The organism is Actinomadura syzygii, from assembly GCF_008085905.1.
GTDB lineage: Bacteria > Actinomycetota > Actinomycetes > Streptosporangiales > Streptosporangiaceae > Spirillospora > Spirillospora syzygii.
This window is the reverse complement of the sequence record NZ_VSFF01000020.1, coordinates 98585-110894: the sequence shown is the minus strand read 5'-3', so window position 1 is coordinate 110894 and position 12310 is coordinate 98585. Positions and strand designations below refer to the sequence as shown.

13 protein-coding genes are annotated in these 12310 nt (G+C 74.0%); 4 read left to right on the top strand and 9 right to left on the bottom strand.

The genetic code is table 11. The features are described 5' to 3' along the window. Positions 1–6: 6 nt before the first annotated feature. The 8 genes from FXF65_RS41660 to FXF65_RS41625 form a co-directional block, all read right to left on the bottom strand. Positions 7–861 carry a shikimate dehydrogenase gene (locus FXF65_RS41660; RefSeq protein WP_148355998.1) on the bottom strand — a complete coding sequence of 285 codons (855 nt, stop codon included), beginning with the start codon at positions 859–861 and terminating at the stop codon, positions 7–9. After that, complete coding sequence (mltG, locus tag FXF65_RS41655; RefSeq protein ID WP_148355997.1) at positions 858–2021, bottom strand: endolytic transglycosylase MltG; 1164 nt, start codon at positions 2019–2021, stop codon at positions 858–860. The genes FXF65_RS41660 and mltG overlap by 4 nt, the downstream gene beginning before the upstream one ends. Then, a complete protein-coding gene (gene ruvX, locus FXF65_RS41650; protein ID WP_148355996.1) occupies positions 2018–2476 on the bottom strand; it encodes a Holliday junction resolvase RuvX in 459 nt (152 codons plus the stop codon). The genes mltG and ruvX overlap by 4 nt, the downstream gene beginning before the upstream one ends. A 40-nt stretch (positions 2477–2516) precedes the next feature. Then, on the bottom strand, positions 2517–5186 hold the full coding sequence (gene alaS / locus FXF65_RS41645; RefSeq protein ID WP_148355995.1) for an alanine--tRNA ligase: 2670 nt from the start codon (positions 5184–5186) through the stop codon (positions 2517–2519). Positions 5187–5188: 2 nt separating this feature from the next. Further along, positions 5189–5578 carry a hypothetical protein gene (locus tag FXF65_RS41640; RefSeq protein WP_246199459.1) on the bottom strand — a complete coding sequence of 130 codons (390 nt, stop codon included), beginning with the start codon at positions 5576–5578 and terminating at the stop codon, positions 5189–5191. Next, positions 5575–6048, bottom strand: a complete 474-nt coding sequence (locus FXF65_RS41635; RefSeq protein ID WP_148355994.1) for a DUF948 domain-containing protein — start codon at positions 6046–6048, stop codon at positions 5575–5577. The genes FXF65_RS41640 and FXF65_RS41635 overlap by 4 nt, the downstream gene beginning before the upstream one ends. A 117-nt stretch (positions 6049–6165) precedes the next feature. After that, positions 6166–7419 (bottom strand): replication-associated recombination protein A, encoded by a 1254-nt coding sequence (locus FXF65_RS41630; protein WP_246199465.1) that lies wholly within the window; start codon positions 7417–7419, stop codon positions 6166–6168. A gap of 165 nt (positions 7420–7584) precedes the next feature. Then, on the bottom strand, positions 7585–8409 hold the full coding sequence (locus FXF65_RS41625; RefSeq protein ID WP_187412804.1) for a phosphatase PAP2 family protein: 825 nt from the start codon (positions 8407–8409) through the stop codon (positions 7585–7587). 166 nt (positions 8410–8575) lie between these two features. Between FXF65_RS41625 and FXF65_RS41620 the strand changes: the two genes are divergently transcribed. From FXF65_RS41620 to FXF65_RS41605, 4 genes are all read left to right on the top strand, one after another. Beyond that, the gene (locus tag FXF65_RS41620) at positions 8576–9034 is read left to right on the top strand and encodes a hypothetical protein (RefSeq protein ID WP_148355992.1); all 459 of its coding nucleotides are present in this window, start codon (positions 8576–8578) and stop codon (positions 9032–9034) included. Positions 9035–9134: 100 nt separating this feature from the next. Further along, on the top strand, positions 9135–9752 hold the full coding sequence (locus FXF65_RS41615; protein ID WP_148355991.1) for a thioredoxin-like domain-containing protein: 618 nt from the start codon (positions 9135–9137) through the stop codon (positions 9750–9752). After that, on the top strand, positions 9749–10375 hold the full coding sequence (locus FXF65_RS41610; protein WP_246199458.1) for a DUF305 domain-containing protein: 627 nt from the start codon (positions 9749–9751) through the stop codon (positions 10373–10375). The genes FXF65_RS41615 and FXF65_RS41610 overlap by 4 nt, the downstream gene beginning before the upstream one ends. A gap of 69 nt (positions 10376–10444) precedes the next feature. After that, complete coding sequence (locus tag FXF65_RS41605; RefSeq protein WP_148355990.1) at positions 10445–11011, top strand: TIGR03086 family metal-binding protein; 567 nt, start codon at positions 10445–10447, stop codon at positions 11009–11011. Positions 11012–11036: 25 nt separating this feature from the next. Here FXF65_RS41605 and FXF65_RS41600 read toward each other — a convergent pair whose 3' ends face one another. Next, entirely contained in the window at positions 11037–12272 is a 1236-nt protein-coding gene (locus tag FXF65_RS41600; protein WP_148355989.1) for a DUF349 domain-containing protein, read from the bottom strand. Positions 12273–12310 lie beyond the last annotated feature (38 nt).

The following is a 12310-nucleotide window of genomic DNA, read 5'->3' as shown; positions in this document are numbered from 1 at the left end:
AGAGGCTCAGCCGCGCCGGGCGAGTTCGGCCTCGCCCGCGGCGCGCATCGCGGCGACGGGCACGTCGTCGCGCCCGGTCATCAGCGCCACCTGCCGTACGGCCTGGTGCAGCAGCATCTCGAAGCCGCCGACGACCGTCCCGCCCGCGCGCCCGACGGCGGTGGCGAGCGCGGTCGGCCACGGCGCGTACACGACGTCGAACAGGGCCGCGCCGGACGCGGCGACCGCCTCGGCGAACGGGTCGGCGGCGCGTCCGGGCAGCGTCGACACCACCAGTTCGGCGGGCAGGTGCTCGCCGACCCGGTCGAGCGGCACGACGCGGACCGCGAGCCCGAACCGCTCCCCCACCTCGGCGGCCTCGGCGGCGCGCTCCGGGGTGCGGGCGGCGAGGACCGCCTCGTCCAGCCCGAGCCCGGCGAGCGCGGCCAGCGCGGACGCCGCCGTCGCGCCGCCCCCCAGCACCACCGCCGACGCCCCTTCTCTTGCCAGCGGAGCCTTCAGCCCGGCCTCGGTCAGCGCGGTCACGATGCCGTGGACGTCGGTGTTGTCGCCGTGGCGGCGGCCGTCCCGCAGGACGACCGTGTTGGCGCCGCCGACCTTCACCGCCAGGTCGGACACGGTGTCGACCAGGCCCAGCGCGACCCGCTTGAGCGGCATCGTCAGCGACAGGCCCGCCCACTCGGGGCCGAGGCCGTCGAGCAGCGCGGCGAGGCCGTCCTCGCCGCACTCGATCGCCTCGTAGGACCAGGCGTCCAGGCCCATCGCCGCGTACGCCCCCCGGTGCAGCGCCGGGGACAGCGAATGCGCGATCGGCGAGCCGAGCACCGCCGCCCGGCGGCGGTCCGTCCGTTCCGGTGTCACTGGCCCGGGTGCGCCCTCTGCCACGCCCGGAACTTCTGCTCCAGCCGGATGCGCTGGGCGTCGGTCACCGCGAACTCGGTGATCTTGCGGGACGGGTCCGTCGCGATGAAGAACAGCCAGTCGCCCTGCTCGGGCGCGAGCGCCGCCTCGATCGCGTCCGGGCCCGGGTTGGCGATCGGCCCGGGCGGCAGGCCCTTGTGCCTGTAGGTGTTGTAGGGCGAGTCGACCTGGAGGTCCTGGTTGGTGACGGTGAGGGTCCGCTTGTTCAGCGCGTAGAGGACGGTCGTGTCGAACTGCAGCGGCATGCCCTTGTCGACCCGGTTGTAGATCACCCGGGAGATCTTGGGCAGGTCGCTCGGCTTGCCGCCCTCGGCCTGGACCAGGCTGGCGAGGGTGATCACCGTGGCCGGGTTCATGCGCGCCTGGCGCGCCTTCCCGACGAGGTCGACGCTCTCGGCCTCCTGGTTGAACCGGCCCACCATCTGCTTGAGGATCTGCTCGGCCGTCCCGTTCGGGTCGAGGTCGTAGCGCCCCGGGTACAGGAACCCCTCGACCTTGCCCTTCGCGTACGCGGGCAGCCCGAGCGACTGCGGCCGCTTCGCCGCCGCCTGGAACTCGCGGACGGTGATCCCGGTCTTCTTCCCCAGCAGCTCGAAGACCTCGACGGCGCGCCGCCCCTCCGGGATCGTGATCTGGTTGCCGGCCCGGGACTTCGGGTCGAGCAGCAGGGCCATCGCCGCGGCCGACGACATCTGCAGCCGCATCTGGTAGAAGCCCGGCTGGATGCTCGACGCCCGCGTCTCCTTGGTGTACGCCTTCACGAACGCGCGCGAGCTCTTCACCACGCGGTGCCGCTCCAGCGTCAGGCCGATCACCGCGCCGCTCGCGCCGTCCTTGATCTGGACGGTCACGTTCCCGGAGCCGGCGCCCGAGTAGTCCGGCGGGTGCGTCCGGTTGTCGAGCCAGGCGTAGCCGAGGACGCCGCCGGTGCCGAACACCGCGACCAGGAACGCCAGCGCGAACATGGCGGCGGCGCGGCCGTTGCGGCGGCGGCGCTTCTGCCGCCTGCGGACGCGCCGCTGGTCGCGCCTGCCGCCGTGCCGGTCGTCGGGCGGCTGCCCTTCGCCGTAGGGGTCTGAGAACAGGTCCAAGTCGTTCATGAGCTCTCCCGGACGATCTCGCCTGGGGGGTTGCCCGTCAACCGTTCAGCGTCCAACGCGGCCTGGAGCAGCACCGTCGCGGCCGCCTGGTCGACGACCGCGCGCCGCGCCTTGCCGCGCACTCCTCCGGCCCGCAGGCCGCTCTCCGCCGTCACCGTGGTGAGGCGCTCGTCGTACAGCCGGACCGACCCCTGGGGGAGCCGGCCGGCCAGCCTCGCCGCGAACGCGCGGGCCGCCTGCGCGGCCGGGCCCTCGCGTCCCGACAGGGACGTCGGCAGGCCCACGACCACCTCGATCGCCTCGTGCTCGGCGGCGAGGGCGACCAGCCGGTCCACGTCGCCCCTGCCGCTCCTGACCGTCTCCAGCGGCGTCGCGAGTATGCCGCCGGGATCGCAGCGCGCGACCCCCACGCGCACGCTCCCGACGTCGACCCCCAGCCGGACCCCGGGCCTCATGGCCCGGACTCCGGCGCGTCTTCCCCCCGAAGCCCCGGCCTCACGCGGCCCCTACGGCCTGCTGGACGGCGGCGAGCGCCTCCCCCACGGCGCCCGGGTTCGCGCCGCCGCCCTGGGCGAGGTCGTCCTTGCCGCCGCCGCCCCCGCCGAGCGCCTTCGCCGCCAGCCCGACGAGCGCGCCCGCCTTCAGGCCGCGCTCGCGGGCGCCCTCGGTGACGGCGACGACCACGACGGGACGGTCCTTCGGCACGCCCGCGACCATCACCACGGCGGGCCGGGCGGTCAGCCGCCCGCGCACGTCCACGGCGAGCTTGCGCAGGTCGTCGGCGCCGGTGCCGTCCGGGGCGCGGTGGCCGACGAACGCGATGCCGTTCACGTCCTCGGCGCCGTCGGCGAGCGACCCGGCGACGGCGAGCACCTGCCGGGAGCGGAGCTTCTCCAGCTCCTTCTCCGCCTCGCGCAGCCGCGAGACGACGCCGGACACGCGCTCGGGCAGCTCCTCCTTGCGCGCCTTCAACTGCTCGGCGAGCTGCGCCACGAGGACGCTCTCGCGCGCCAGGAACCGGAAGGCGTCGATGCCGACGAGCGCCTCGACGCGGCGGACGCCCGCGCCGATCGACGCCTCGCCCAGCACCTTGATCAGGCCGAGCTGCCCGGACCGCGCGACGTGCGTGCCGCCGCACAGCTCCCGGGAGTACTCGCCGACCTCGACGACCCGGACCTCGTCGCCGTACTTCTCGCCGAACAGGGCGAGCGCGCCCATCGCGCGGGCCTCGTCGATCGAGGTGTGGAACGCGCGGACGTCGAGGTCGCCGACGAGGACGTCGTTGACCTCGTCCTCGACGTCGCGGAGCACGCTCGGCGGGACGGCCCCCGACGCGGTGAAGTCGAACCGGAACCGGCCGGGCGAGTTCTCCGACCCGGCCTGCGCCGCGGACTCGCCGAGCGCCCGCCGGAACCCGGCGTGCACCATGTGGGTCGCGGTGTGCGAGCGGGAGATGGCGCGGCGGCGCTCGACGTCCACCTCGGCGTGCGCGGTGTCGCCGGCCTGCGCCTCGCCGCTCGCGACCTTGCCGCGGTGGACGATGAGCCCGGCGAGCGGCGACTGGACGTCCGTCACCTCGATGACGGCGCCGTTGCCGAGCCGGATCACCCCGTGGTCGGCGAGCTGGCCGCCGCCCTCGGCGTAGAAGGGGGTGCGGTCGAGGACGACCTCGACCTCGGTGCCCTCCCCCGCCGCGGGCGCGTTCGCGCCGTTCACCAGCAGCCCGACGAGGCGGGCGTCGCCGAGCAGGTGCCGGTAGCCGATGAAGTCGACCCGGCCGCCCGCGCCGGTGAGCAGCTCGTCGAGGACGGACACGTCGAGGTTGCCGGTCTTCTTGTCGCGGGCGTCCTTCTTGGCGCGCTCCCGCTGCTCGCGCATGAGCCGCCGGAAGCCCTCCTCGTCGACCTGGAGGCCCTGCTCGGACGCCATCTCCAGGGTGAGGTCGATCGGGAACCCGTAGGTGTCGTGCAGCTTGAACGCCTGGTCGCCCGCGAGGGTCGCGCCGCCCGCCCGCCGGGTCTGCTCGGCGGCGGTGTCGAAGATCGCGGTGCCGGTGCGGAGCGTCTGGAGGAAGGAGTCCTCCTCGGCGTCGATGACCGTGTGGATGTTCGCGGCGGTGCGGACCAGCTCCGGGTACTGCTCGCCCATCGCGGCGATCGCGACGGCGGTCAGCTCGTGCATGAGGCCCGCGTCCTCGCCGCCGAGCAGGCGCAGGTTGCGGATGGAGCGGCGCAGGATGCGGCGCAGCACGTAGCCGCGGCCCTCGTTGCCCGGGCGGATGCCGTCGGCGACCATCATCGTCCCGCTGCGGACGTGGTCGGCGATGACGCGCAGCGACACGTCCGCGCGGTGCTCGCGGCCGTACCGGGTGTCGGTCAGCCCGGCGGCGCGGTCGAGGACGCGCCACAGCGTGTCGGTCTCGTAGATGTTGTCGACGCCCTGCAGGATCGCCGCCATGCGCTCGAGGCCCATGCCGGTGTCGATGTTCTTCGAGGGCAGGTCGCCGAGGATCGGGAAGTCGGTCTTGCTCTCCCCCGGGCCCCGCTCGTACTGCATGAAGACGAGGTTCCACACTTCGAGGTAGCGGTCCTCGTCGGCGACGGGGCCGCCCTCGCGGCCGTACTCGGGGCCGCGGTCGTAGTAGATCTCCGAGCACGGGCCGCACGGGCCGGGGACGCCCATCGACCAGAAGTTGTCCTCCATGCCGCGCCGCTGGATGCGGTCGAGGGGGACGCCGACCTTGTCGTGCCAGAGCCCCACGGCCTCGTCGTCGTCGTTGAAGACGGTGACCCAGAGCTTCTCCTCGGGGAAGCCGAAGCCGCCGTCGTCCCTGGACCGGGTCAGCAGCTCCCAGGCGAACGGGATCGCCTGCTCCTTGAAGTAGTCGCCGATGGAGAAGTTGCCCAGCATCTGGAAGAACGTGGCGTGCCGGGTGGTCTTGCCGACCTCCTCGATGTCGGGCGTCCGGACGCACTTCTGCGCGCTGGTCATCCGCGGGGACGGCGGCGTGCGCTGGCCGAGGAAGTACGGCTTGAACGGGACCATGCCCGCGTTGACCAGCAGGAGGGTCGGGTCCTCGGCGACCAGGCTGGCCGAGGGCACCACCGTGTGCCCGCGCTCCTCGAAGAAACCGAGGAAGCGGCGCGCCACCTCTGCCGACTCCATGATCAGTGGCCATCCTTCTCGTCGTCGCTGTGATCGATGCCGCGGTCCGTGCCGGGGTCGATGCCGTGATCGATGCGGTGGTCGGCGGGCTCGCCGACGATCGTGTACCGCGCCCTGAGCACCCGGCGGGGCCGGGCGGCGAGGGCGTCCGGCGGGGCCTGGTCCAGTCGGACGGCCTCGCGGATCTCGTCCTCGCGGGCCTTCATCTCGGTACGCACGTCGGAGGCGAAATGCCTCAGCCGGTCGCCCGCGCCCTGCCCGGTGGCCACGGCCCGCGCCGCGACGCCGCCCGGCGACCAGGTGCGCGCGAAGCGTTCCACGCGGCGCTTGACGCGGTGCGAGGCGTACACTCCGGCGCCCGCGCCGACCGTCACCCAGAACAGCCGCCTCATCGCCGCCCCCTCCGGGTCGGACGGGACCGCCGCCGCGACTCCGGACCGGCCTGGAGCTGCGGCCTGGACGGCGCGGCAGCCCGGCCATCGGCGCGGGTCTCGGCACGGGCCTCGCCGTCGCGGCCGCCGTTCGCGAGCGCCTTGCGGACCCCGTAGGAGAACGCGGCAGCCTTCACCAGCGGCCCGCCCACCACCGAGGTCATGACGGTGGTGACGGCCGAGACGTTCTGCGTCACCCCGGCGACCTGCTTGGTGATGACGTCGGTGCGGCCGAGCTGCTCGTCGGCGCGGCGGACCGTCCGGGACATGTCGTCCAGCAGGGGGGCGGCCTGGTCGCCGATCTCACGGACGACCTCGCCCGCCTCGGCGAGGAGGCGGGAGAGCCGCAGCAGGGCGAGCGCGATGAACGAGACGAGCACCGCCCAGAACACGGCCACGATGAGACCCGCGAGCTGTCCACCAGTGAGCATCAGGGCTTTCCGTTTCGTGCGAGTTCGGCTCGGCCGCGCCCGCCCGGAGGCGACACGGCCTGACAGACCTTACCGGTCCCCCGGGCCGTGTGGCGGGACCACCGGCCGGGCGGGCGATCACCGTTCGCCGCGCAGGACGGAGCGTATCCGCGCGAGGACCTCGGTGAACCGGGATTCGGCTCCGTGCCTGGTCGGGCGATAGTACTCCCGGCCCCGCACGGCGTCGGGGGCGTACTGCTGCCGGACGACGCCGCCCGGATGGTCGTGCGCGTACTTGTAGCCCTCGCCGTGCCCGATCTTGGCGGCGCCCTTGTAGTGCGCGTCGCGCAGGTGGCCGGGGACGGGCCCGGCGAGGCCCTTGCGGACGTCGGCGAGCGCCCCGTCCACCGCCATGATCACGGCGTTGGACTTGGGCGCCAGCGACAGGTGCACGACCGCCTGGGCGAGGTTGATGCGGGCCTCGGGGAGGCCGACGAACTCGACGGCCTGCGCGGCGGCGACCGCGGTCTGCAGCGCGGTCGGGTCGGCCATGCCGACGTCCTCGCTGGCGTGCACGATGAGGCGGCGGGCGATGAACCGCGGGTCCTCGCCGGCCTCGATCATGCGGGCGAGGTAGTGCAGCGCGGCGTCGACGTCGCTGCCGCGGATGCTCTTGATGAACGCGCTGATGACGTCGTAGTGCTGGTCGCCCTCGCGGTCGTAGCGGACGGCGGCCCGGTCGACGGCCTTCTCCAGGACGTCGGCGTCGACCGTCCCGCCGTCGTCGACGACCAGGGACGCGGCCTCCAGGTAGGTGAGGGCGCGGCGGGCGTCGCCGCCGGCGAGGCGGATGAGGTGGTCCTCGGCGGCCGGTTCGAGGGTGACCGCGCCGTTCAGGCCGCGCTCCTCGGTCAGCGCGCGGCGGATGACCTCGCGCAGCTCGTCGTCGCCGAGCGGCTCCAGGGTGAGCAGCAGCGAGCGGGACAGCAGCGGGCTGATGACGGAGAAGAACGGGTTCTCGGTGGTGGCGCCGATGAACGACACCCAGCGGTTCTCGACGGCGGGGAGGAGCGCGTCCTGCTGGGCCTTGTTGAAGCGGTGGACCTCGTCGACGAACAGGACGGTCTGCCGTCCGGCCATGCCGAGCTCGCGCCGGGCGAGGTCGATCTCGGCGCGGACGCGCTTGACGCCGTCGCTGACCGCGGAGATCTCCACGAACCGGCGCGAGGTGACGTGGCTGACGACCGTGGCGAGGGTCGTCTTGCCGGTGCCGGGCGGGCCCCACAGGACGAGCGACATGGGGACGTCCCGGTCGACGAGCTGCCGGATCGGGGTGCCGGGCCCGAGCAGGTGTCCCTGCCCGACCACCTCGTCGAGGGCGCGCGGGCGCATCCGCACGGCGAGCGGCTGCGCCGACAGAGGCTGCGCCACCTGGTGCCGGTCGGGGCGCGCGTCCAGGCCCGGCGTCGCCGGGCGGCCCGCGGCCTCCGGTGGCGCCGGGGCGTCGAAGAGGCCCTCAGGCTCGCCCGATTCCGCCCTGTCGGTCACGCTCCGACACTATCTCGGGGCGCCGACAGCGCCGGACGGCCCGCCCTCCCGGTCGTCCAGCCGGTCGTCCAGCCGGTCGTCCAGCCCCAGCCCGTCGTCCAGCCAGGGCACGGCCGACGTCAGCCACAGCACGCCGGCGACGATCGCCGAGCCGACGAGGCCGTCCAGCCAGTAGTGGTTCGCGGTGAGCACGACGACGAGCAGCGTGATCACGGGATGGGCGACGAGGACGTACCGCCACCGGCCGCGCCCGTACCGGACGACGCCCCACGCGACCAGCACCGCCCAGCCGACGTGCAGCGACGGCATCGCGGCGAACTGGTTGGCGAGGCCGCTGCCGGGCTCGGCCGCGTACGCGCTCGGCCCGTAGGCGCGCATGAGGTCGACGAGCCCGTGGCCGGGCAGCATCCGGGGCGGCGCCAGCGGGAACGCGAAGTGGAGCGCCAGCGCCGCCGCGGCCGACAGGACGACCGCCGCGCGCACGCGCGGCCACGCCCGCCGGTGCCGGAACCACACCCACACCATGAAGACCGTGGTCGCCGGGAAATGGACGCGGACGTAGTACTGGTTCGCGGCGCGCACCCAGCCGTCCCAGCCGAGCGCCCAGTTCTGCAGGGAGGCTTCGTCGGGCAGGCGGAGGGCGCGTTCGGCGTCCCACAACCATCGCGCGTTGGAGAACGCATGGGCGGGACGCCCGTCCGCGAGGTGCCGGCCGTACTCGTAGACGAGCAGGACCACGGCCATGACCCCGATCTGGAGGACGGTGGCCAGCACCACACGCGAGACCCGCCGCTGGTTCCGCAACGCCGTGCCCTCGGCCCCCGATCGAGTCATAGGCTTCATCTTCGGGGCGCCCTGACCGGATCCTCCTGCTACGTCAGGAGGGTTCCGCCTCGTCCGAGGGTCGCGGGCCCCATGGAACCTGAGGCGGGGCTGCCGCGTTGGAACGGCGCGTAGGGCGCATTGAAGGCGCATTCGGGAGCGTGACGGAGTGTCCGGTATGACCCGGCGCCGTCGGCACGGGCCGGCGGGCCTGCTCGTGGCGCTCTTCGTCGTGGGCGGACTGATCTTCAGCTACGGGCTGGGGCACGCGCCGCCGCCGCGCGTCTGCACCCAGCACGCCGTGAGCGTCCCCGTCGCGGCCGCGTCGTCCGCCGCCGGGCACGAGGCGCGGGACGCCGGGGTTTCGCCGCTCCAGAGCCTTCACAGCGCCGCTGACGCGGTACTGACCGGCGGAGCGGCGGTGTCCGGGCCCGCGAAGCGGGTGCCGTCGCAGGCGCCGGTCGACGTGTGCCTGTGCCTCGCCGTCGTGTTCACCCTCGTCCTGCTTGGGCTGGCGGCCGTCCTGCGCCGCCGCGGCCTGCGGCTGCCCGCCCGCGTCGGCTGGGCCCTCGCCCCGATCTTCAGGGGCGCGTCCGCGTTCGCGCCCCGGCCCGCTCTCCAGGTTCTCCGGCTGTGACGGACCGGCCGTAAGGCCACTTCGCCGCCGTGTCCCCCGCGATACGGCGCTGCCTTCATGTCCGCAGCCAATTCAGAGCCTGTACGAGAGGACCGCTCTCATGTCCAAGAGCGCCCGCAACCAGAACGCGCGCAAGAAAGCCCAGAAGAACGTGCTCACCAAGCGTGAGATCCCCTGGGGCGTCATCGGTTTCTTCACCGTGATCGGAGTGGTGGCGTTCGTCGCCATCGGCTATGCGTTCATGCAGTCCCGTCCGTCGTCGGCGGACGACTCCGCGTCCATCTCCGGGATGGTGACCAAGGACGGCCTGTCCCGCGACCACACCACGAGCCCCGTCCGCTACGACACCGCCCCGCCGATGGGCGGCGCCCACGACCCCACCTGGCAGAACTGCGACGGACGTGTGTACGACGCTCCGCTGCGCAACGAGAACGCCGTCCACGCGCTGGAGCACGGCGCCGTCTGGATCGCGTACCGCCCCGGCCTGGCCGCCGCCCAGCTCGACGCGCTCAAGGGCAAGGTCAACGGGACCGACTACACGTTCCTCAGCCCGTACCCGTCGCTGGACGCCCCGATCGCGCTCAGCGCGTGGGGACGCCAGGTCAAGGTCCAGGACGCCTCCGACGCGCGCGTGGACCAGTTCCTGCGCGCCTACGTCAAGGGCCCGCAGACGCCCGAGCCCGGCGCGCCCTGCGACGGGGCCAAGGACACCCCGTGACCGGCGGGGCGCCGCGAGGACGGCGGGTCACCGTCGTCCTCGCGGTCCTCGTCCTCCTCACCGGCGCGGTGCTGGTGGCGCTCAGCGTCGCCCGCTCGGGCGAGCCGGGCAGAGACGGCCCCGAGGCCGGGTTCGCCCGCGACATGAGCGCCCACCACGCCCAGGCGGTGCGGATGTCGTTCATCGTCCGGGACCGCACGGACGACCCCGAGGTCCGGTTGCTGGCCTACGACATCATCAACACGCAGTCCGCCCAGATCGGCATGATGACGGCCTGGCTGGACGAGTGGGGCCTGCCGAAGACCGACCCGGCGGGGCGCATGCGCTGGATGTCCGGGCACGGCGGCCACGGGAGCCCGGCCGCGAGCGGCGACGCGGCGATGCCCGGGATGGCGACGCGCGAGCAGCTCGCCGACCTGGAGCGGGCGTCCGGACGCGACGCCGAGGCCCGGTTCCTGCGGCTGATGATCGCCCACCACCGGGGCGGCGTCGCGATGGCGGAGGCGGTGCTGGCCCGCACCGGGCGGGACCTCGTCCGCCGCCTCGCCCGCACCATGGTGGACGGCCAGCGCGCCGAGATCCGCCTGATGGAGGGGATGCTCCGGCAGCGCGCCGCCGCCTGACGCCCGGCCGGTGGGCGACCTTCGCGATAACGCTTGACAGGGCGGTCGGATCGCGCGTCACTGACCACCATGGCTCAGAACCTCAGCGGCTACCACCGGGCCCTCGACCTGTTCGAGGGCCTGGTCGCCGGCGTCCCCCGGGACGGCTGGGACGCGACGTCGCCGTGCGCCGGCTGGACCGCCCGCGACGTCGCCGGGCACGTGACCGGCGGGCAGCGCATGGTCCTCGCGCTCGCCGCCGGGGAACCCGCCCCGGAGGTCAACGCCGACCCGGCCCGGTTCGCGCCGGACGACGTCCTGCTGTGCTGGCGGACGGCCCGCGAGGACTGCACCGCCGCCCTCACCCCGGCCGCGCTGAGCCGTCCCGTCCCGTTCGGCGAGCTGGGCGACCTGCCGCTCGGCGACTTCCTGGAGGGCTACATCCTGGAGCCGCTGGTACACGCCTGGGACCTGGCAGAGGCCACCGGCCAGCCGTCCCGGCTGGACCCGGACCTCGTCCACCACGCCTTCGCGACCGCCCAGGTCGTCGCCGCGCCCCTGCGCGCACGAGGCCACCTCGCCCCGCCCCGCCGGGCCCCACAGGGCGCCGACGAGCAAACGCGAATGCTCTCCTTCCTGGGCCGCACCCCGGTCTAGCCGCGCGGCCCGGCCGGAGATCAGATCAGGAGAACTCGGCGAGGGTGCGTTCGGCCTCTTCGAGCCAGGCGCGGCGGGCGCTGATGGCCTCTTCGGACTCCTTGACGTCCTTCTCGCGGCCGGCGTCGCGGGCCTTGCCGAGGCGCTTCTCCAGCTGCTCGATGGAGCTGCGCAGCTGGGCGACGGTCGCCTCGGCGCGGGCGCGGGCCTCGGGGTTGGTGCGGCGCCACTCGTTCTCCTCGGCGGCGCGCACGGTCTCCTCGATCTTGCGGAGCCGTCCCTCGAGGCGGTCGCGCTGGTCGCGGGGCACCATCCCGGCGGCCTCCCAGCGCTCCTGGATGGCGCGCAGCGACTGCCTGGCCTGCCGGATGTCCCGGACGGGCAGCAGCCGCTCGGCCTCGGCGAGGAGCTTCTCCTTCTCCTCGGCGTGCACGCGGAACTCGGCGTCGCGTTCGGCGAACACCGCGCTGCGGGCCTGGAAGAAGGTGTCCTGGGCGGCCTTGAAGCGCGTCCACAGGTCTTCCTCGGCGTCGCGGGACGCGCGTCCGGCGAGCTTCCAGCGGCGCATCAGGTCGCGGTAGGCGGCGGCGGTCTCGCCCCACTCGGTGGAGCCCGACAGCGCCTCGGCCTCGACGACCAGGCGCTCCTTCTCCCGGCGGGACTCCTCGCGCTGGTCGTCCAGCGTCGCGAAATACGCCTTGCGGCGCTTGGTGAACGCGTTGCGGGCCGACGACAGGCGCTTCCACAGGGCGGTCTCGGTGGGCCGGTCGATGCGGTCGGCGGCCTTCCACTCCTCGACGAGCTGGCGCAGCCGCTCGCCGCCGTTCTTCCAGTGGGTCTCCTCGGCCGCGATCCGCTCGGCCTCCTCGACGATCCGCTCCTTGACCACGCGGGCCTCGGAGCGGTGCTGCTCGCGCTCGGCCTTGACCTGCTCGCGGCGGCGGCCGACCTGCGCGGTCAGGCCGTCCAGGCGGCGGCCGAGGGCGTCGAGGTCGCCGACCGCGTGCGCCCCGGAGACGGCCTCGCGGAGCCGGTCGATGCTCTGCTGGGCCTGCGCGGGCTGCAGGTCGGTGGTGCGGACGCGCTGTTCGAGCAGGCCGATCTCGGTGACGAGCGAGTCGTACTTGCGCTTGAAGTAGGCCAGGGCCTCTTCGGGCGCGCCGGCCTGCCAGGAGCCGACGACCCGCTCGCCGCCCGACGTCCTGACATAGACGGTGCCGTCCTCGTCCACCCGGCCCCAGGGATCGGTCGCGCTGGACACCCTTGCCTCCTGAATCGCGGGTCCGGACGAACTACCGC

Bases quoted from the DNA above. Each gene is read 5' to 3' on its own strand.
- alaS (WP_148355995.1), bottom strand. From the start codon at position 5,186: ATGGAGTCGGCAGAGGTGGCGCGCCGCTTCCTCGGTTTCTTCGAGGAG.
- FXF65_RS41620 (WP_148355992.1), top strand. From the start codon at position 8,576: ATGACCCGGCGCCGTCGGCACGGGCCGGCGGGCCTGCTCGTGGCGCTC.
- FXF65_RS41605 (WP_148355990.1), top strand. From the start codon at position 10,445: ATGGCTCAGAACCTCAGCGGCTACCACCGGGCCCTCGACCTGTTCGAG.
- ruvX (WP_148355996.1), bottom strand. From the start codon at position 2,476: ATGAGGCCCGGGGTCCGGCTGGGGGTCGACGTCGGGAGCGTGCGCGTG.
- FXF65_RS41640 (WP_246199459.1), bottom strand. From the start codon at position 5,578: ATGAGGCGGCTGTTCTGGGTGACGGTCGGCGCGGGCGCCGGAGTGTAC.
- FXF65_RS41615 (WP_148355991.1), top strand. From the start codon at position 9,135: ATGTCCAAGAGCGCCCGCAACCAGAACGCGCGCAAGAAAGCCCAGAAG.
- FXF65_RS41625 (WP_187412804.1), bottom strand. From the start codon at position 8,409: ATGACTCGATCGGGGGCCGAGGGCACGGCGTTGCGGAACCAGCGGCGG.
- mltG (WP_148355997.1), bottom strand. From the start codon at position 2,021: ATGAACGACTTGGACCTGTTCTCAGACCCCTACGGCGAAGGGCAGCCG.
- FXF65_RS41630 (WP_246199465.1), bottom strand. From the start codon at position 7,419: ATGCGCCCGCGCGCCCTCGACGAGGTGGTCGGGCAGGGACACCTGCTC.
- FXF65_RS41635 (WP_148355994.1), bottom strand. From the start codon at position 6,048: ATGCTCACTGGTGGACAGCTCGCGGGTCTCATCGTGGCCGTGTTCTGG.